Here is a 19,645-nt window from a genome sequence, read left to right on the forward strand (position 1 = left end):
ATCAATACCTCCGAGGCGGCAGTTCAGGTGCGGCCGAATCGGCTGGTGTGGTCGGCGAATTGCGCGGCCATTTCACCGGTCACGGTGGGGCGGGTCCGGCTGATGGTGCGCAGGTAGTCCGCGGTGGTGGGGTGAGCCCGTTCGCCGCTGTCGAGGGTGCGCTCGAAGACGGTCTGGGCGACGGTACGGGCGGCCTGCGCGATGTCGGCGGGGGTGAAGCCCTCGCTGGCGTCGGCGAGGGCCGGGATGTCGGCGTCGGTCGCAGCCGAGGCGAGGTAGCTGGACCACAGTGCGCACCGCGCCGTCTCGTCGGGCGGGCCGACCGGCAGCACGTAGTCGAAGCGGCCGTGCCGCAGGAACGCGGGATCGAGGGCCGCCACATTGTTGGTGGCGCAGATCAGCAGCCGGTTGTCGCGGTCCCGGAACTTGACGATGGACGTGAGCAGTTCGTTGACGACGCCGACCGAGGCGAGGTCGGCGTCGTTGCGGGCGGCGGCGACCTCCTCGACCTCGTCGATGAAGACGAGGACGTGGTCGAGGTGGGCGACCTCGTCGAAACGCCGGCTCAGCCCGGATGCGATTCCGCCCTCCAGGGCGAGGCGGGACGGGAAGAACTCCACGAACGGCCATCCCAGCCTGCCGGCGACGGCCTTGGCGAAGGTGCTCTTGCCGGTTCCGGGCGGCCCGAACAGGACGACCGCCCGGGGCGGCTCGACACCATGCTGGGCCGCGAGCTCGGGGTGGGCCAGCGGGAGGACCAGCCGGCGTTCGATCAGTTGCTTCTCCTTGGCCATGCCCGCCAGCCGCCCCCACAGCCCGGCCATCGGCATCACCGCACCCAGCGAGGACAGCAGAACCACGTCCTGCGCGGTCACCGACTGCGGCTTCTCGAAATAGGTCATCCCCTCGCGCGGAAGGAACCCGGAGTTGCGCAGCGCCGTGGTGCCGGTCTCGTCGTCCGGAAGCACCGCCGCCAGGAGTCTGGCCCCGGCCCCCTGCAAGCGGTGCTCCAGCGCCGCCAGCAGCGCGGTGCCCATGCCCAGGTTGCGCCAGGCCGGGTGCAGGCTGATCCGCAGCACCCAAGCCCGGTCGCCCTCCAGACGGCCCACAGCCGCGCCCACAAGGTGGCCGTCGGCCACGGCGACGACGGTGGGCTGGAGCGCCTGCAGGGCGGCGACGACGTCGGACAGTCGGAACACGGGGGCCCGGTCGCTGGTGCCGCTCTCGGAGTCGAGCCGAACGACCGCTTCGAGATCGTCCGGGATGTAGTCCCGTACATGCCAGCCGGCCATGTCGCAGCCTCCTGTCGACTTTCCCCCGCGTCGCCCATCATGTCCATCACTCGGCCGGTTATGCCCGATATGACTGATTTGCTTCTCGGTGGCAGGCTTCGAGTATCCGAAGGAAGGACCAGCTCATGGCCGAGAAGCCGAAGCCGTCCCAGCCCTCGCACGGCGAGGGCCCGAGCCGCCATAAGGGGACCAAGCAGCACGGCTGGGCGCCGGACGTCGACGCGACCGGTGCGCAGCAGGACAACCCCGGTGCCCGTCGCTCCTTCCACCCCGACGAGCACGCCCCTGGGAGGGGCTCGGGCAGGAAAATGTCCAAGGAGGAGAACAAAGAAGTCCCCGGCGAGGTCGCGAAGAGCGACAGCCGCCGGGGCGAGGAGTACGCCAAGGAGCCGGAGGAGGGCATGCGCGAAACGGGCCGCAGGGGCCGGTCGCAGCGCCCCAGCGGCACCAAGGACGCCGAGGCGTTCACCGGCGTGGACCCGCAGCAGCCGAAGGGCAGGCGCCGCCCCGGATAGCCGCGGGTAAGCGCGTCACCGGGTAAACGGGTACGCGCCGGCCTGCCGGGCCCCGGCACTGAAAGCCGCCGCCCTGCAGGCCGGCGCCGCCCGGCAACGCCCGGTCAGCAGATCCGGGGCAGCTGCTCCCCGATCGGCATGTCGACCACCCGCGTGCCGCCCAGGCCGGTGCGGGCGACCACCATGCCGGGGTGCGTCTCCACCGCCTCACCGATGACCGCGGCCTCGGCCCCCAGGGGGTGGGCGCGCATCGCGTCCAGAACCGCGTCGGCGTGCTCGCGCGGGACGAAGGCGACCAGCTTGCCCTCATTGGCGACGTACATCGGGTCGAGCCCCAGGATCGCGCAGGCGTTGCTCACGGTCGGCGGGACGGGGACGATGCGTTCCTGGATGACCACGCCGGTGCCGGAGGCGGCCGCGATCTCGTTGAGGGCGGCGGCCAGCCCACCGCGGGTGGGATCGCGCAGTACGTGCAGGTCAGGAGTGACCGCGAGCATGGCCTCCACCAGCCCGCCCAGCGCGGCGCAGTCACTCTGGATCTCCACGCCGAACTCCAGCCCCTCGCGGACGCTCATGATCGCCACACCGTGGACGCCGATCGCGCCGCTGACGATGACGACGTCCCCGGGGACGACCCGCTGCGGCCGCAGGTCCACATCCGCCGGGATGAGCCCGATCCCCGCGGTGTTGATGAAGACGCCGTCCCCGTGACCGGCCTCGACGACCTTGGTGTCCCCGGTCACGACCTCGACACCCGCGGAGCGCGCTGCCGCGCCGAGTGCCTCGGCCACCTGCGCGACGACGGAGACCTCGACGCCCTCCTCCAGGATGAAGCCGCAGGACAGGTACGCGGCCCGGGCGCCGCTCATGGCCAGGTCGTTGACGGTGCCGTTGACCGCGAGGTCGCCGATGCTGCCGCCGGGGAAGAACAGCGGCCGCACCACGAAGGAGTCGGTGGAGAAGGCGAGCCGCGCGCCGCCCAGCGAGACCTGCGCGGAGTCGCCGAGCTGCGACAGCGCCGGTCCACCGAAGGCGGGCGCGAAGACGTGCTGGACCAGCTCGGCGGACAGCGCTCCGCCACCGCCGTGGCCCATCACGACGCGGGGGTGGTCGCGCAGCGGAGCCGGGCAGATCCACGCCGTGAGATCCGGTGCGCCGGTCGTGGTGGTCTCAGACAACGGGGCTCGCCTCCAGCGGGCTTGCGTTCGGGATGTCCAGCCGCCGGTAGAGGTAGTAGGCGGCGCACGCGCCCTCGCTGGAGACCATGGTGGCCCCGAGCGGGTTGCGCGGGGTGCAGGTGGTGCCGAAGGCCTCGCACTCATGGGGCTTCAGCAGGCCCTGCAGGACCTCGCCGCTGCGGCACTCGGCGGGCTCACGGGTGTCGATGCCGGTCACCGAGAAGCGGTGCTCGGCGTCGTAGTCCCGGTACCGGGGGGACAGCCGCCAGCCGCTCTGCGGAATGACGCCGATGCCACGCCAGGCCCGGTCGGTCACCTCGAAGACGTCGTCCAGCATGGCCAGGGCCTCCGGATTGCCCCCCGGTTGCACAGCACGCGGATAGGCGTTGTCGACGGTGTGCTCGCCGCGCTCCAGCTGCTGGACGGTCCGGCGTACGCCTTCGAGGATGTCCAGCGGCTCGAATCCGGTCACCACGATCGGGACCCGGTACCTTTCGGCCAGCTCCGGGTACTCCCCGATGCCCATGACGCTGCACACATGCCCGGCGGCGAGGAACGCCTGCACCCGGCAGTCCGGCGACTGCATGATCGCCTCGATCGCCGGAGGCACCCGTACGTGGGAGACCAGCAGGCTGAAGTTCTTGATGCCGAGCTTGCGTGCCTGATACACCGTCATGGCGTTGGGCGGCGCGGTGGTCTCGAAGCCGATGCCGAAGAACACCACCTCGCGGTCCGGGTTCTGCTGGGCGATGCGCAAGGCGTCGAGCGGTGAGTAGACGACCCGTACGTCGCCGCCCTCGCTGCGGACCCGGAAGAGGTCACGGCCGGTGCCCGGGACGCGGAGCATGTCGCCGAACGAGCAGAAGATGACGTCGGGACGGGAGGCGATCTGCAGCGCCTTGTCGATGACCTCCAGCGGGGTGACGCACACCGGGCAGCCGGGACCGTGGATCAACTCCACCTGATCCGGGAGGAGTTGGTCGATGCCGTGCCGGATGATCGTGTGTGTCTGGCCCCCGCAGACCTCCATCAGCGCCCACGGCCTGGTCACGGTGGCGTGGATCTCCTCCAACAGCCGGCGGGCCAGCTCGGGGTCCTGGAACTCGTCGATGTACTTCACTTCTGTGCCTCCTGCGGTGCGTCGCTGCCGCCGGGCCAGGGCGATCCGCTCGCCTCGGCGGCCAGTTCCCACGGGTCGCCGAACTCCTCCTGGAGCACCCCGAGTTGGGAGAACAGCTCCAGGGTCTGTTTGGCCGACTCCTCGTCCAGTCGTTGCAGGGCGAATCCCACGTGGACGATGGCGTACTCGCCGACCTGCAGGTCCGGCAGGTACTCCAGGCACACCTCCTTGACCACGCCGCCGAAGTCGACGGTGGCCATGCGGGTGCCGTCCCGTTCCTCGATCTCCAGAACTCTGCCGGGTACCGCCAGGCACATGGGGGTTCTCCTCGCTGTGGGTGGTGCGTTGTCAGTCGGTGGCGCGCGCCGCCACGAGGACCTGGCCGAGTGCCAGTCCCCCGTCGTTCGGGGGCACCCGGTGATGGCGCAGGACGGTGAAGCCGTTCTCCCGCAGCGCCCTCGCGCAGGCGGAGGACAGCAGCGTGTTGGCGAACACCCCGCCGGTCAGCGCGACGGTGTCCAGGCCGTGCCGCTCGCGGGCCAGGGCACAGGTCCTGCCGACGAGTCCGGCGACCGCCGCGTGGAAGCGTGCCGCGATGACGGCCGGCGGGGTGCCCGCGCGCAGGTCGTCGACGGCCGCCGCCAGTACGGGTGCCGGGTCGGCGGTGAGCACGCCCGGGTCGCCTGTTGCCGGGGACCGCAGCGCGAAGTCGTAGCCCGGCCCGGCATCCCCGGCGGCGGCCAGTGCCGCGGCTTCGAGTTCGACGGCGGCCTGCGCCTCGTAACCCGCCCGGTGGCACACGCCCGCCAGGGACGACACGGCGTCGAACAGCCGGCCCATGCTGGACGTCGGGACGCAGTTCAGATTCCGCTCCAGCTGACGGTCCAGCAGCCGGCTCTCGTCGGGCGGGCAGGCCGCCACGCAGGGCAGGTCCGGCGACCAGTCGATGCCCGCCGCGCGCAGATGGGCCAGCGCCATCCGATACGGACGGCGTACGGCGGCGTCCCCGCCCGCCAGCGGTACGTATGCGAGGTGGGCGAACCGCCGGTAGCCGTCGTAGTCCGCCAGCAGGAACTCTCCGCCCCACACCGCCCCGTCGTCGCCGTATCCGGTGCCGTCGAAGGCGACGCCGATGACCTGGCGGCCGCCGTCGAGGCCGTGTTCTGCCATCGCGGCGCCGATGTGCGCGTGATGGTGCTGTACGCGGACCACCGGCCGTCCTTCGGCGTTACGCAGGGCCCATTGGGCGGAGCGGTAGCCGGGGTGCTGGTCGGCGGACAGGAGCCCGGGGCGCACTCCGGTGATGGTTTCCAGTTGCTGTTCGGCGCGTTCGAAGGCCTGTTGGGTGGCGAGGTCGTCCATGTCGCCGATGTGGGCGGACAGCCAGGCCCGGCGCCCCTCGGCGAGACAGAAGGCGTTCTTCAGGTCGCCCCCGGCCGCGAGCGCCGGCCGCACCGGCAAGGGCAGCGTGATCGGCAGCGGGGCGTAGCCACGGGCCCGGCGTACGAGCAGCGGCTCGCCGTCGCAGACCCGCACCACGGAGTCGTCGCACGGCACATGGATCGGACGGTCATGCGTGAGCCAGGCGTCGGCCAGGTGGGCCAGCCGGTCCAAGGCCTCCGCGTCGTCGGTGACGATCGGCTCACCGGCCAGGTTTCCGCTGGTCATGACGAGCAGGCGCGGTCCGGCGGGGTCACCCGGCAGGCCGAGCAGGAGGTGGTGCACGGGGGTGTACGGAAGCATCACGCCCAGGTCGGGGCTGCCCGGGGCGACTGCGTCCAACCGGTTGGCGCCGCCGCGGCGGCGCAGCAGCACGATGGGCCGTACGGCACCGGTGAGCAACTCCCGTTCCTCGGGCCCGACATGCGCCAGTTGCTCGACCTCGGCGATGTCGCGGACCATCAGGGCGAACGGCTTGTCGCCACGGGCCTTGCGGCGGCGCAGCAGCTCCACGGCCCGGGAGTTGGTGGCGTCGCAGGCGAGGTGGTAGCCGCCGAGGCCCTTGATGGCGAGGATCGCGCCGTCCGCCAGCATCCGGCGGGCCTCGGCGACCGGGTCGGCCGGGTCCGGTCCGGCCGTGGGCAGCAGCCGCAGGCGCGGTCCGCAGTCGTGGCAGGCGACCGGCTGGGCGTGGAAGCGGCGGTCGGACGGGTCGGTGTACTCGCGGGCGCAGGCGCCGCACATGGGGAAGCCGGCCATCGTCGTGTGGGCGCGGTCGTACGGCAGGCCGGTGACGATGGTGAACCGGGGCCCGCAGTGCGTACAGGTGATGAAGGGGTGGCGGTGGCGCCGGTCAGCGGGGTCGGCCAGTTCGCCCAGGCAGGCGGCGCAGGTGGCCACGTCCGGGGAGACCAGCGTGCGGGCCGGCCCGTTGCTGTGCGAGGCGACGATGGCGAACCCGGCGCCGCCCTGGGGAGCGAGCTCCCGGTGGTCGACGGACTCCACCACCGCCAGTGGTGGCGCGCCCGCCACGATCCCGTCGCAGAACAGGCCCACGGCAGCCGGCGCGCCCTCGACCTCCGCGACCACTCCCTCGCCGGTGTTGGTGACATGCCCGGCCAGGCCGAGACCGGTGGCGAGGGTGTACAGGAAGGGCCGGAAGCCGACGCCCTGCACGACGCCCCGGACGGTGACGCGTCGGCGCAGCGTCGTCTCGACCAGGGCGGCGCCGGGCTGCGGGGTGGTCACGGCCGGGTCTGCGCCACGGCGGCGTGGGTGTGCGTGTGGTCCGTATGCGTATGCGCAGGTGGGGCGGCCATGACCGGTGTGTGGACTGCGGCGCCTTCCCCGGCCGCCAGCGCCCGGTCGAGCAGGGCGCCAAGTCCCACGCCACCGCGGGCGGAGGTCAGAACGACCTCCACGCCGGGGTTGACCTGCTGGACATTGGCGCGGAAGGCCGCCTCGTCGAAGTCGACAGCGGCGGCGATATCGGTCTTGGTGACCACCACCAGGTGCGCAAGTCCGAAGGCGGTGGGGTACTTCAGCGGCTTGTCCTCGCCCTCGGTCACCGAGGCGAGCACCACCCTCAACGACTCCCCGAGGTCGTACGAGGCCGGGCAGACGAGGTTGCCGACGTTCTCCACGAACAGCAGCCGGGTCCCCTCGGGCAGCCACCCGTCTAGGTGCCCGCCCAGCATCCCCGCCTCCAGATGGCACAGCCCGTCGGTGAGCACCTGCTTGACCGGAACGCCGGAACGGGCCAGACGCAGGGCGTCGTTCTCGGTGGCGAGGTCGGCGGTGAGCGCGGCGACGGGCACTCCCCGCTCCCGCGCCAGGACCAGTTCGCGCTCCAGCAGGGCGGTCTTCCCGCTTCCGGGGCTGGAGAGCAGGTTGACGACGGTGGTGCCACGGGCTGCCAGCTCCGCGCGCAGGCTCTGCGCGGACGCGTCGTTCTTGGCGAGTACCGCCTGCTGCAGATCGACCACTCGGCACATGGTTCAGCGCTCCTCGGAGATCGGTTCGCGGGTGCGTTCGTGCGGCCGGCCGTCCTCCCAGCGCACGCTGACGATCTGCAGCTCGCGGCCCGAGAGCAGTTCGGCGGTCGGCTCACCGCACACCGGGCAGCTCAGCTGCGGCGGCATGCCGACCGCCCACTCGTCCGCGCAGGGCTCACAGCGGGCGCGGGCCGGCACGGGTTCGGCGACGAGTTCGGCGCCTTCCAGGACGGTCCCGGTGCAGGCCAGTTCGAAGCAGAAGGACAGCGCGTCGGGGACCACCCCGGCCAGTTCGCCCACCTGGAGCCGGACGCTGCTGACCGCCGTGGCGCCGGCCGTCCGTGCCGCCTCCTCCACCTGGCCGACGACAGCCATGGCGATGGACATCTCGTGCATCGGTCTCCGTCCGGTGCGGTTAGGGCCTGTCCGGCCGATCTCCGTGGGAGAAGGAGCGGGGTCTGGCGACTGTGATCGCAAGGCGCCGGACTGCCCTCGTAGCGGAGCTACTAGGGCATTTCGGCAACGCCGCGAGCGCCGGTGCCTGGGGGCACTCTCCCCCAGACTCCGTCCGGGGGCACCCCCACCAGCCTTCGGCCGGTGGGGGTGCCCCCGGCGAAGCCAGGGGGAGGACCCCCACCCAGCCGCCAGGCTGGGGGAGGCACGCGACGCCACAGAGATCGGCCGGACAGGCCCCTAGTCCGCCGGGCTCCATTACACGGCGGGGTCCGGTGGCCGGACGTCTGGCGCGCCGACACGGCGTGGCCGGGTACGTCGTTCGGTGCAGCGCGGAGGCGTTACATCCTGCGCATGCGCAGGTATCGCTTGATGTCGGGCACGGACGCCGCGGCGAGGGCGCCGAGAGCGGTGAGTGCGGCAGCGGCCGCACTGCCGGTGATGACTTTCCTCTTCTTCATGGTGGGCGTTCCTCTCCCTAGTTCGTGGCCGGTCCGGCCACGGCCCGCGGCGCGGGCGCTTGCTGCTCCTCGTCCCGCAGGATGCGCAGGACCAGCCGTACGGCGTCGGGCACCGCGCGGGAAACGGGGGTGCTCAGGCCGATGCCCTCCTCGACGTCGGCGGGCTCGCAGCCCACCACCACCGTGCGCCGGGGCGGGCTCGCGCCGGTGCCGGCGCACAGGGTGTCCAGCAGGGCCAGGACCGCGTCGGGGGTCATGCGGTGACCGTCGAGCACGGCCCCCGGCGACTCCGGGCCCCCGGTGCCGCCGGACGAACCCGCCTCGATCAGATACAGCGTCCCGGGCTCGCCGCCGCGTGCGGTGGCGTCGATCAGGATGAGCTTGTCGTATCCGTCGAGGAGCTGGTAGGCGAGGTGTACGCCCCGGACGCCGATGTCCACCACCTCGACGTGGTCGGGCAGCGACTGTGTGGCCAGCCGCCGTGCCGTCTCCACGCCGAATCCGTCGTCGCCGAGGAAGATGTTGCCGACCCCGGCGACCAGGATCCGGGGGGTCTCCGTGGGCTCCGTTGGCTCCGTTGGAAGGCTCACGCGTCCTCCAGGGAAGTCAGGGGGGCGACCTCGTCGGGCTGGAAGTACAGGAAGCGACCCTGCTCGCGCAGGATGTCGGCGCCCGGGTCGCCCTCCACGGTCACCGCGAGGTGCACTCCCCCGTCCACGTCGTGCAGGACCGCCTCGACCTGCGCGCTGCGGCCGTGGAGGAAGAGGTCCTGGGCGTCGGTGCGCCGCAGGCCGGGCCGCAGCAGCACGCGGCTGCCCGCGCCCACGGACTGACCGTCCACCAGGATCCGGTCCCGGAGCGGGTCGACGGAGGCGTCGGCCGCCGGGTCCCACCACGGGGTGTCGGGTCGGACCACGCCCGGTCCGTCCGACAGCTCCGTGATGTCCTCAGGGCCGGTACGGGACGCCGTGACACCCGGTTCGGTGACCTCCCGCAGGGCCCGTACGGCGCCGTGCAGGCGCTCCAGGACCTCGGGGGGCATCGAGTCGGCCAGGTCGATCACGGCGGCCGCCCGATCGTCGGTGCCCCGGGCCTCGCGCTTCTCCTGGTCGGTGAGGGCCGCCGTGCGCAGCGCGAGGATCTCGTCGATCTCGGTGGAGTCGTACAGCGCCCCCGGGCTCTCCGGGGCGATGGCGGGGTGGTCCTCCAGGATGATCGGGGAGGACAGCACCAGGTCCGCGCGGCCGGGTTCGCCGGCCAGCACCGGCCAGGTGTGCAGATTCCGGCAGGACGCGACCGCGCCCTTGGCCCACTCGGGCGGGTCGGTCATCGACAGGAACGAGCCGGCGCCGAGCCCCAGCATGAGGTGGCTGGCGACCAGCGAGTGGGCCAGGGCGGCGTCGCGGTCGGCGCCGGGGCTGTCCGGCGCCCAGGTGCTGGTGTTCTCCACGACGGCGGTCAGCCGCATCGTGCGGTAAGGGCCGCTGATCTCACCGGCCGACAGCCGCACGACACCGTTGATCTCCTCGCGACGCCGGACGAGCCGGCCCACCTGCCGGCCGTCCGCGTCGAGGACCGGCTCGGTCTCCTCGCGCGCCGCACGGGTAAAGGGGACGGCGATTCCGTCGCCGGCCAGCTCGGTGACGGTGGTGAGCACGGTGACCCGTTCCTCGGCGCCCTCGTCCCAGGGCACGATGACGCGGTCGGGCAGATGCAGTTCGTCAACGGTCTCGAAGGTCCCGTCCTCCCGCGCCTGTTGCACCGTACGGCGCTGGGCGTGCAGGAACCGCAGCTCGGCCGCCACCGTCGCGCCCGCCTTGGGTTCCATCAGGCATTCGGTGTGCTGGAACTCGTGCTCGTCGTGCTCGGCGCCCCAGGCGGGCGGTACGAGCACGCCGAACTGCCAGCGCATCCGGTTCTTGGCCGCCGAGGCCCGGTACGGGTACAGCACGTAGCCCTCGAAGAGGACGGCGTCGGCGACCTGCCGGGCGACGGCGAAGCGGGCTTCCAGCTCCGGGGCGAGCTCGGAGGTCGTCACGGCGCCGTCCTCTCGCTGACGCGCGACGCGGCGACGCGCGACAGGGCGGCGCGGGCCGGCGGCGGGGAATCCGGGACGTCAGCGGCGTCCAGCAGCGCCTGTACGGTCGCCTCCCAGGACGGCAGTGCCCGCCCCGAGCGGAAGGCGAGCAGCGCGTCCATCGTCTCGCGGGGCAGCCGGAGCCAGCCGCAACCGGGGAAGTGCTGCTCGACCATCTCCTGCCACACCGCCACCGGCATCCGGCAGGTCGCCTCCCGGTCCCAGGGCACCGGTTCGACGCGGAAACCGGCGGCGCCGGTGAACGCGGTGCCGGAGAAGAGCATCAGCAGCGGCACGTCACCAGCGACCAGGGCGTCGGCGTACCGGGTCGCGGCGACGTCCATGTCGTAGGTGCAGGGCACGACGAGGTCGATCTCGGTCTCCCCCGTGAAGCTGGGGACCATCAGCGGGACCAGGGCGAACTGCACCGGCTGGAGCGTGCTGCCCCAGCGCGAGCGCTCACCGAAGAGGTCCGCCAGCCCGTCGGCCTCCGCGGGTTCGTAGGCGCGCCGGGCGGGCTCGATACGGATCTGGCAGCGCAGCATGAGGGCGTGGACCGGGGAGTGCCCGGACGCGGTGATGCGCAGCCGGAAGACCAGGGTGGGTCCGGCGGCGTACGGGTCGGCGCGTACGCCGGTGCAGGTGAAGGAGAACTCCGTCACGGCCGGTTCCCCTCCCCCGGCGTCCGGGCGCGTCGCCTGACGTGTTCGAAGAACGCGTCCAGGTCGGCCCGGGCCTCCGCCCCGCCGTCGAATCCCTGCCAGAGCAGTCGCATCCGGCCGACCAGCTCGTAGCAGATGTCGATGGGGACGAGATAGCACTCGACGCGTCCGTTCGAGCGGCGCAACAGCAGGGCCTCCACGTCGGGTTCGAGCAGTGCGGCCAGGGGGCTGTCGCCGAGCACGGCCTGCCAGGTCGAGTCGTCGAGTTCGCTTTCCGTTGCGCCGGCCGGGCTGGGGTAGAGCGCGACCAGGCGGTCCAGCGCGGCGTTGCGGAAGAAGAAGGCGACGCCGACCGGGATCTGCAGGAGCTCCCACGCGCCGTCGTCGAGACGGTGGTCGGGGTCGGCCAGGTAGCGGTCGGGAACGGTCCGGAAGCGGCCGTGCGCGGCGCCCGGCACTTCGAAGAGCATGCCGCACGGCGTGCACGCGCAGGCCAGTGAGCGCTTCTCGGTGTCGACGAGATGCCGGTGGCTGTCCTCGGCCACCAGCACACCGCACAGTTCGCACCGCTCCTGCCGGGGCGGACGCGGCGCCGCGAACCGGCGCAGGCCCCGGGGACCGGGGGCCGGGGCGGGGCGCTGAGGCCACGCCTGCGATGCGCTCACGGTGCCTCCACCGGCGACGGCCGGCCGATCTGGAGCAGCACCGGCTCCCGCTCTGCCGCCACCGTTTCCAGCTCCACCGCGGTCACCTCCGGCGCGAAGCAGGCCAGGGCGTCCTGGACCTCCTGCTGGACAGCCCCGCCGGTGCTGCCGCAGCCGCACCCTCCGGCTGCGGCGGACCGCAACCGCAGGGTGCCGGTTACCTCGTCGAACTCCGCGACCTCAACGGCGTGTTGGCTTACGGTCCCCAGAGCCCGCGCGATCCGGGTGTCGCGGTCCTCGGGGTGCAGCCCGTGCAGGACCAGCAGGCTGGAGACCAGCTCGTCGCCGAGGAGCTGGGCCAGCGGGCCGGCGTCGAGCAGCTCGACGATCCGGGCCAGGCCGCCGCCGTAGAAGTCCATCAGGACGCGCACCAGTTCCTCGGCCGCCGCGGCGACCTCGCGGTCCCCGGTGGCGGCGAGTCGATCGAGTACCTCTTCGACGCGCCGCCCGGCCTGCTCCGCGTGTACCGCGCTCATCCGGCCAGACCGCTCAGGCCGGTGGGCATGTGCATTTTCTGTACGGTCTTGCCCTCGCCCACGTACATGTGGACGCCGCACGGCAGGCAGGGGTCGAAACTGCGCACGGCCCGCATGATGTCGATGCCCTTGAAGTTCTCCGGCGGGTTCTCCTCGAAGATCGGCGTGTTCTGCACCGCGTCCTCGTACGGGCCGGGGGTGCCGAAGGTGTCCCGGGTGCTGGCGTTCCACGGGGTCGGCGGGTAGGGGTGGTAGTTGGCGATCTTGCCGTCCCGGATCACCATGTGGTGCGAGAGGACGCCGCGTACGGCCTCGGTGAAGCCGACGCCGATGCTCTCGTCCGGCACCTCGAACTTCTCCCAGGTCTGGGTGCGTCCGGCGCGGACCTCCTCCAGGCCCTTCTCCGCGAAGTGCAGCGCGATGGCGGCGGTGTAGGCCTGGAAGTACGTGCGGGCGCGGTTGCGCTCCAGCGCGTTGCTCCACTTCGGGATCTTCCACTCGAACCTGGTCTCGGGCTTGGTCATGGTGCGCGGCAGGTTGATGACGACGCTGTGACCGGTGGCCTTGACGTATCCGGTGTCGACAAGACCGGACAGCGCCGTGGACCACAGGCGGGCGATGGGGCCGCCGCCGGTGTCCAGCGCCAGGTAGTCCTTGCCGTCGAACCAGCGCGGGGACATCACCCAGCTGTAGTTGCCGTTGAAGTCGCGCTTCTGCGGGGCGGGGATGGTGTGCTGGTTCCACGGGTGCCGGGGGTCGACCGGGTTGCCGAGCGGGTCACGGGTGACGAACTGCTCCTGGCCCTGCCAGTCCTCGTAGTAGGAACTGCCCAGCAGGATCCGGATGCCGAGGTTGATCTCGGTGAGGTCGTTGGTGACCAGCTTGCCGTCAACGATGATGCCGGGGGTGACGAACATCCGCCGGCCCCAGTCGGTCATGTTGGCGTAGGTGAAGTCGCAGTACTCGGGGTCGTTGAGCGCTCCCCAGCAGCCGAGCATCACCCTGCGGCGGCCGACCTCCTCGTACCCGGGCAAGGCCTCGTAGAAGAAGTCGAACAGGTCGTCGTGCAGGGGCACGACCCGCTTCATGAACTCCACGTAGCGCATGAGGCGGCTGAGGTAGTCCGTGAAGAGCTGGACGGAGGCGATGGTGCCGACACCACCCGGGTAGAGGGTGGAGGGGTGCACATGGCGGCCCTCCATGAGACAGAACATCTCGCGGGTGTAGCGGCTGACCTGGAGGGCCTCGCGGTAGAACTCGCCCTCGATGGGGTTGAGGGACCGCATGATGTCGGCGATCGTGCGGTAGCCGTGCTCGCCGGCGTGCGGCGCCTCGGTGCGCTCGGCCAGCTCCAGGACGCCCGGGTTGGTCTCGCGGACCATCTTCTCGCAGTAGTCGACCCCGACCAGGTTCTCCTGGAAGATGTTGTGGTCGAACATGTACTCCGCCGACTCACCGAGATTGATGATCCACTCGGCGAGGTGCGGCGGCTTCACGCCGTAGGCCATGTTCTGCGTGTACACCGAGCAGGTGGCGTGGTTGTCACCGCAGATGCCGCAGATGCGGCTGGTGATGAAGTGCGCGTCGCGGGGGTCCTTGCCGCGCATGAAGACGCTGTAGCCGCGGAAGACCGACGAGGTGCTGTAGCACTCGGCGACCCTCTTCTGCTTGAAGTCGATCTTCGTGTGGATGCCGAGGCTGCCCACGATCCGGGTGATCGGATCCCAGGCCATCTCCACCAGGCCGCTGCCGTCGCCGGCCGCCTTCGTCTTCGGTGCCATTGTCTGTGGTGCCCTTCCTCAGGCGGAACGTCGGATGGTCGCGGTGCTGGGGTGTGTGCGGGGCAGGTCACCAGGGCGGCCGGTAGCCGGTGGTCAGCCGGTCCCCGGTGTGGCGCCACTTGGGCTCCTTGTCCACGGTCTTGGCGGTGATCGACCGCAGCTTGCGGATCACGGCCCCGTACGCGCCGCTGGCGGTGCTGGAGACCTTGCCGCCGGGAGGTTCGTCCATGAACGGCATGAACTTGTCGGGGAAGCCCGGCATGGTGCAGGCGATGCAGATGCCGCCGACGTTGGGACAGCCGCCGATGCCGTTCATCCAGCCGCGCTTGGGCACGTTGCACTTCACGACGGGGCCCCAGCAGCCGAGCTTCACCAGGCACTTGGGCGAGTCGTACGAGAGCGCGAACTGGCCCTGCTCGTAGTAGCCGGCTCGGTCGCAGCCCTCGTGCACGGTGGCGCCGAACAGCCAGGTCGGACGCAGCTTGTCGTCCAGCGGGATCATCGGAGCGGCCCCGGCTGCCTGGTAGAGCAGATAGGTCAGGGTCTCCGAGAAGTTGTCCGGCTGGATCGGGCAGCCGGGCACACAGACGATCGGGATGCCGGCCTTGGACTTCCAGTCCCATCCCAGGTAGTCGGGCACACCCATGGCACCGGTCGGGTTGCCGGCCATCGCGTGGATGCCGCCGTAGGTGGCACACGTGCCGATGGCGACGACGGCCAGGGCCTTGGGCGCCAGCCGGTCGATCCACTCACTGGTGGTGATGGGCTGGCCGGTCTGCGGGTTGTCGCCGAAGCCGCACCAGTACCCTTCGCGCTTGATCGACTCGTTGGGGACGGACCCCTCGATCACCAGGACGAAGGGGTCGATCTCGCCGCGCTCGCCCTTGAAGAACCACTCGATGAAGGTGTCCGCGCCGCCCACCGGACCGGACTCGAAGTCGATCAACGGCCAGTGGACCGCGATCTTGGGCAGTCCGGGCAGCACGCCGAGGACGATCTCCTCGATGCTGGGCTGCATCGCGGCGGTCAGCGCCACCGAGTCGCCGTCGCAGCTCAGACCCGCGTTGATCCAGAGGATGTGGATCGGTGACTCTTCCTTGTCGGCCGCGCTGGACGCGCCCACTGTGTCGACCGTGGTCGGCGATGCTGCATCCACGTGGATGCCTCCTCTGGGAGGTAAACAACGAAGCCTGCATTTCGGGGTACTGCTCTCTTGCTAACAGCCATCCGGTCCCGGTGCGGCCTTACGAGACGCCATTCCGGTGACGCTGTCGCCCGGACGGCGCGCAACCTCCCCGTGCCTCCCCGGCAGCCCCGAGGCCAGGTGTGGTGGGGTGCCCGCCGACGGTTCCTTGCGGACGAACGCGCGGCGCAGGGCGTGGTACGGCGCGTCCGGGTCGAAGAAGACGCGGTGCATCCGGACCAGCTCCTCCTGCCGGTACGAGGCCAGGGGCCGGACCGTCTCGTCGCGCTCCCGGTCGGCCTTCTTGGCGGCGATCCGCGCCTGCGTCGCGGGCATCGAGGCCAGCCGTACGGCCGTCGCGGCGACCTCGGCGGCGAAGTCCTGCGGCCCGCACGCGACCAGCCGGTCCACGAGACCCAGCCGCTGTGCGGTCACCGCGCTCACCGGCAGGGCGTCGTCCATGAGCCGGTCGGCCGTGTCGGTGCCCACCCTGCGCGGGAGGGTGTAGGTCCAGTACTCCGAGCCGAACAGCCCCATCAGGCGGTAGTGCGGGTTCAGCACCGCGCCGGCCCTGCACCACACCTCGTCCGCCGCCAGGGCCAGCATCACCCCGCCCGCGGCGGCGTTACCGCCCAGGGCGGAGACCACGAGGCGGTCGGTGGTCGTCAGGACGGCCTCCACCAGGTCATCCATGGCATTGATGTTGGCCCAGGACTCCTCGCCGGGGTCGGCGGCCTCCTCGATGACGTTGAGATGGATGCCGTTGGAGAAGAAGTCCCGGGTGCCGCCCAGCACCAGCAGCGAGGTGGGCCGGGAGCACGCCGTCCGGTAGGCGTCCAGGAGGCGCCGACACTGGGCCGTGCTCATCGCGCCGCCGGGGAAGGCGAAGGAGAGGAAGCCGGCCTGGCCCTCCTCCCGGTAGCGGATGTCGCTCCAGGTACGGAGACGCCCGTCCAAGTGCGGTGGCGCCGGGCTCTCGGGAAGAGCAGGCAGACGGTCGCCGAGCGCCGTGGTGGCGGGCAGTTTGAAGGTGGCGGGGCCGCCCGTCCGGCGGCGGGGCCGCAGCTCCGGAATCCACACCGCCCCGTCGGTGGTGGCCCGGCAGACCGCGCCCGCGCGGGTGGCCACCAGCTCCCCGGGACGGCCGCGCAGGCTGTCCTCGGGGTGGCCACCGTGCAGATACCAGTCGGCCCCCAGCAGTTCGTCCAGCACGCCGGGCTGCGAGTCGGCCGCGCGCAGCTTGCGCAGCACCGTCTCGGCGGAGTCCGAGTCCCAGTGGATCCGCCGCAGCCGCTGGTCGACGTACGGCCGGACCTGTACGTCGGCCGCGTCGGCGCCACTGTCCTGGGCCCGGGGGGTGAACGTGCCGGAGGCGAAGCGGTCGACGGCCAGCAGCACCGCCGCCATCGCGGCGTCGGAGACCTCGTTCCGGTACAGATCGCTCTTGCCCACCGGTGGCACCGGGCAGGCGACGGTCGCCCACACGTTCCCGGCGTCCATCTCCGCGTCGGCCTGAAGGACGGTGACGCCCCACTCACTCGCATTCTCGTGGATCGCCCAGTCGAGGGAGGACGGCCCACGGTCGCCGAGCGGCCCGGGGTGGACGATGAGGCAGGTGTGGGCCGTCCACACCTCCCGGGGGACGGCCGTCTTCAGCATGGGGGCGACGATCAGCTCCGGCTCGTACCGGCGAACCGCGGCCCGCAGGGACTCCCCGTGCGGGGCGAGCTCGACGGACACGGTGTGGCCGCGGTCGCGAAGTTCGGCGTGGACCCGCTGCGTCAGGCTGTTGAACGCGCTCGCGACAAGCAGGATCTGCATGGCGTCCTTCCCACGGACCGGCAGCTCACAGCCGGGATCCGTCCGGCCGCCTGCGATCGTCGGCCACCCGGACCGGACCCTGCCGGTGCCGGGCCGTCACATCACTCGAAAGCGAGCACTTCGGCGCCCAGTCGGCGGTGGGACCACGTCGCGTTCCTTCGGCGTGCGTCGCCAACCGGACAGCCATTGGCTCCTACGAGAAGTTCACCCTCATCACCGGGTAGGCCGTCGCCCGCTGTGCCGCTCTGTGCGTGGCGGACCCTCCCCCCGCCACGCACAGAGCCTCCTCCGACCCCGGCCTCCGGCCCGCGGGCCCGCTACGGGCGGGCGGACCGACTGCGGCTGATGGCGAACCCGGCCACGAGCAGACCCAGGACACCGACGATGAGCCCGGCGATGCCCAGGCCGCGGGCGGTGGCGTCGCTGGTCGCCGTCGTTGTCGCCGCGGCGGTGGTCTTCGAGGCGGACGACGAGGCTGCCGGTGCTGCGGCCTTGGTGAGTTCCAGGACCGGGGCGGGGTTTTCCGGCTCGGCCTGGCCGGGCTGGGATTCCTCGATCCAGCGGACGACCTTGCCGTCGGAGTAGGTCTGCAGGGTCTTGAAGGTCAACTGGTCAACGTCTTCCGGGAGTTGGCCGAAGGCGACGTTGAAGTCCTGGTACTGGCCAGGCTGGATCGTGCCCTTGGTCCAGGTGATCTCGGAGACCGCTTCGGTGATGGTGCCGTCGTCGGTCTTGATGGGGGTCTTGAGCTTGGTGGTCGTCACGTCGGCGGACCAGCCCGCCTCGGGGGTGACGAGCACCGAGAGGATCGGGTGATCGGTCGGCAGGAAGACCTGGACCTTGGTGGTGCCGGCGGTGTCCTCCTCGTTGGGGACCCGGAAGGTGAGGGTGCCGTCCGTGGCGCCCTTCTCGTAGCTGCCGGGGTGGACGGTCACATGGGCGAAGGCCGCACCCGCGGCGGCCAGTACCCCGGTCGCGGCGAGGGTCGTGACCAGGGCGGTTCGACGCAGGGCGCGGCGGGCTGTGGTGAGTCTCGGGGACATGGGCAGAACTCCGTACTGGTGAAGAAGCGTTGGGAGACGGACGGGTAGGGGTTCCGGTCGGTGGTCCACGGCGGGACACGGCGTGGCGCAGGAGCAGCTGCCGCAGGGGCCTCGGTGCGGCGGTCGTCTCGTACGGAAGGTCCGCGTACGGAGGGACGTGCAGCGTGTGCCTCGGCGCCCGGCAGCGGACGACCCTGCGCAGGAGGGACCACAGGGCGGCCTCGCCGCACCGCAGCCACCAGGAGGCGATGAGGGCGGCGGCGAGGTGTGCCACCAGGGCGTGGTGGCCGGCCGCATGCGCGGTGGCATGAGGCATGCGCATGCCCGCCATCGGCGTCATCGTGGGCCGGGAGGGGGCGGCGTCGAAGGCCAGGTGCAGCCCTGCTTGGGTGGCGAGCATCGCCGCGGTGATGACGGGCAGCGACCGCTCACGGCCGCCGAGCACGCAAGCGATCAGGAACACGGCGAGGAAGGCGGTGCCGCATGCCCGCAGCGGCGGCACCACGCCCACGGCCAGCCCGTGGCCGGCGGCCAGCAGTACGCACAGGGCTGCGAAGACCGCCGCGCGCAGGGCTCGTACCGCCGGGGAGGCGTTCATGGCATCGGATACGGGTCCCTCCCGTGCTGCGTTCATGGTCAACTCGCGGAAGGGTACGTGCGCTTGCCGCGCCGGTAGGCGATCTCCCCGAGGGCGATGTCGACGGTCAGAAAGGCGGCGAGCGGGAGGCCGAGCAGGGGCACGAACCAGCCCAGGACGGCGATCGCGGCGGCCAGCGGGACGAGGACGTGGGGTGGGACCTGGCTCCAGGCGCCGCGCGGGATCGGGCGGCCGAAGGCGGAGCTGCGGCCGCGCTGCCAGTACAGGCGGCCGTTCTCGCCGAGGTGGAGATTGGCGTGCAGCTCGTCGATCCACGTGCGCAGCGGCAGGGCGCCGGTGCTGCCGTACTGCTCAAGCGCCCCGCGCACCGCAGCGGTGTACGGGTCCACGAAGACCGCCAGGGTGTGGTCCTTGTCCACGCCCGGCACACCGGACAGCAGCACGCGGGTCGTCGCGCCCGCCTCCGGGGAGGGCCGGACCGCGCTGACCGTCCCCTCGGGGTGGACCTTGCGGGCGGCGGCGACCTGCTGCGATATCGGCAGCACAGCCTCGCCGACCGGGACGCGCAACTCGTCGGCGTACAAGATCCTCTCGGCCTGGAACGACCCGGCGTACAGCAGCCCGGTCGTGGCAGCGACCAGCAGGAAGGGGGCGACCAGCACGCCTGCGTAGAAGTGCAGCCGCAACACCAGCGGGCGCAACGAGGCCCATCCGGACCTCCGGGCGGAGGCCGCTGAGGCCGTGATCTGCGGCGCGACCGGGGGTGGTTCGAGGGCCATCGGCGTTTCTCCTGACGCTGGGCCGGGGACGTACGCAACGGGCGGGCCCGTGGCATTCCAGGAGTCGG

General features: G+C 71.6%; 19 protein-coding genes. 1 reads left to right on the plus strand and 18 read right to left on the minus strand.

Going from position 1 to position 19,645, the window contains the following annotated elements:
- Nucleotides 1-23: 23 nt before the first annotated feature.
- Nucleotides 24-1,292, minus strand: coding sequence for an ATP-binding protein (locus tag EFK10_RS27180; RefSeq protein WP_127358298.1), 1,269 nt, complete (start codon nt 1,290-1,292; stop codon nt 24-26).
- A 125-nt stretch (nt 1,293-1,417) separates the two neighbouring features.
- On the opposite strand from EFK10_RS27180, the gene EFK10_RS27185 reads away from it, so the two are divergent.
- Nucleotides 1,418-1,807, plus strand: a complete 390-nt coding sequence (locus tag EFK10_RS27185; RefSeq protein WP_127358299.1) for a hypothetical protein — start codon at nt 1,418-1,420, stop codon at nt 1,805-1,807.
- A 104-nt stretch (nt 1,808-1,911) separates the two neighbouring features.
- Here EFK10_RS27185 and hypE read toward each other — a convergent pair whose 3' ends face one another.
- The 17 genes from hypE to EFK10_RS27270 form a co-directional block, all read right to left on the minus strand.
- Nucleotides 1,912-2,985, minus strand: a complete 1,074-nt coding sequence (hypE, locus tag EFK10_RS27190) for a hydrogenase expression/formation protein HypE (RefSeq protein WP_127358300.1) — start codon at nt 2,983-2,985, stop codon at nt 1,912-1,914.
- Nucleotides 2,978-4,105, minus strand: a complete 1,128-nt coding sequence (hypD, locus tag EFK10_RS27195) for a hydrogenase formation protein HypD (protein WP_127358301.1) — start codon at nt 4,103-4,105, stop codon at nt 2,978-2,980. The genes hypE and hypD overlap by 8 nt, the downstream gene beginning before the upstream one ends.
- Nucleotides 4,102-4,422 carry a HypC/HybG/HupF family hydrogenase formation chaperone gene (locus EFK10_RS27200; RefSeq protein WP_127358302.1) on the minus strand — a complete coding sequence of 107 codons (321 nt, stop codon included), beginning with the start codon at nt 4,420-4,422 and terminating at the stop codon, nt 4,102-4,104. The genes hypD and EFK10_RS27200 overlap by 4 nt, the downstream gene beginning before the upstream one ends.
- Before the next feature lie 31 nt (nt 4,423-4,453).
- Nucleotides 4,454-6,793, minus strand: a complete 2,340-nt coding sequence (gene hypF, locus EFK10_RS27205) for a carbamoyltransferase HypF (protein ID WP_127358303.1) — start codon at nt 6,791-6,793, stop codon at nt 4,454-4,456.
- Nucleotides 6,790-7,539, minus strand: coding sequence for a hydrogenase nickel incorporation protein HypB (gene hypB, locus EFK10_RS27210; protein ID WP_127358304.1), 750 nt, complete (start codon nt 7,537-7,539; stop codon nt 6,790-6,792). Before hypB ends, hypF begins: the two co-directional genes overlap by 4 nt.
- A 3-nt stretch (nt 7,540-7,542) precedes the next feature.
- On the minus strand, nt 7,543-7,935 hold the full coding sequence (hypA, locus tag EFK10_RS27215; protein WP_127358305.1) for a hydrogenase maturation nickel metallochaperone HypA: 393 nt from the start codon (nt 7,933-7,935) through the stop codon (nt 7,543-7,545).
- A 398-nt stretch (nt 7,936-8,333) separates the two neighbouring features.
- Nucleotides 8,334-8,453, minus strand: a complete 120-nt coding sequence (locus tag EFK10_RS53475) for a DUF6893 family small protein (RefSeq protein ID WP_407647155.1) — start codon at nt 8,451-8,453, stop codon at nt 8,334-8,336.
- A 17-nt stretch (nt 8,454-8,470) separates the two neighbouring features.
- The gene (locus EFK10_RS27220) at nt 8,471-9,043 is read right to left on the minus strand and encodes a hydrogenase maturation protease (protein WP_127358306.1); all 573 of its coding nucleotides are present in this window, start codon (nt 9,041-9,043) and stop codon (nt 8,471-8,473) included.
- Nucleotides 9,040-10,491 carry a hypothetical protein gene (locus tag EFK10_RS27225; RefSeq protein WP_127358307.1) on the minus strand — a complete coding sequence of 484 codons (1,452 nt, stop codon included), beginning with the start codon at nt 10,489-10,491 and terminating at the stop codon, nt 9,040-9,042. Before EFK10_RS27225 ends, EFK10_RS27220 begins: the two co-directional genes overlap by 4 nt.
- Entirely contained in the window at nt 10,488-11,192 is a 705-nt protein-coding gene (locus EFK10_RS27230) for a DUF6084 family protein (protein ID WP_240677486.1), read from the minus strand. Before EFK10_RS27230 ends, EFK10_RS27225 begins: the two co-directional genes overlap by 4 nt.
- Nucleotides 11,189-11,857, minus strand: coding sequence for a DUF5947 family protein (locus EFK10_RS27235; protein ID WP_127358308.1), 669 nt, complete (start codon nt 11,855-11,857; stop codon nt 11,189-11,191). The genes EFK10_RS27230 and EFK10_RS27235 overlap by 4 nt, the downstream gene beginning before the upstream one ends.
- Nucleotides 11,854-12,372, minus strand: a complete 519-nt coding sequence (locus tag EFK10_RS27240; protein WP_127358309.1) for a hypothetical protein — start codon at nt 12,370-12,372, stop codon at nt 11,854-11,856. The genes EFK10_RS27235 and EFK10_RS27240 overlap by 4 nt, the downstream gene beginning before the upstream one ends.
- Entirely contained in the window at nt 12,369-14,153 is a 1,785-nt protein-coding gene (locus EFK10_RS27245; protein WP_127358310.1) for a nickel-dependent hydrogenase large subunit, read from the minus strand. Before EFK10_RS27245 ends, EFK10_RS27240 begins: the two co-directional genes overlap by 4 nt.
- A gap of 67 nt (nt 14,154-14,220) precedes the next feature.
- Complete coding sequence (locus EFK10_RS27250; RefSeq protein ID WP_127358311.1) at nt 14,221-15,309, minus strand: NADH-quinone oxidoreductase subunit B family protein; 1,089 nt, start codon at nt 15,307-15,309, stop codon at nt 14,221-14,223.
- Between the two features lie 60 nt (nt 15,310-15,369).
- A complete protein-coding gene (locus EFK10_RS27255; protein ID WP_127358312.1) occupies nt 15,370-17,157 on the minus strand; it encodes a hydrogenase maturation protein in 1,788 nt (595 codons plus the stop codon).
- A gap of 317 nt (nt 17,158-17,474) precedes the next feature.
- Nucleotides 17,475-18,200: a YcnI family protein gene (locus EFK10_RS27260; protein WP_127358313.1), complete on the minus strand. Its 726-nt coding sequence runs from the start codon at nt 18,198-18,200 to the stop codon at nt 17,475-17,477.
- 636 nt (nt 18,201-18,836) lie between these two features.
- On the minus strand, nt 18,837-19,577 hold the full coding sequence (locus EFK10_RS27270) for a PepSY-associated TM helix domain-containing protein (RefSeq protein ID WP_127358314.1): 741 nt from the start codon (nt 19,575-19,577) through the stop codon (nt 18,837-18,839).
- Nucleotides 19,578-19,645: the final 68 nt, after the last annotated feature.

It is taken from the genome of Streptomyces soli, from assembly GCF_003999195.1.
Lineage (GTDB): Bacteria > Actinomycetota > Actinomycetes > Streptomycetales > Streptomycetaceae > Actinacidiphila > Actinacidiphila soli.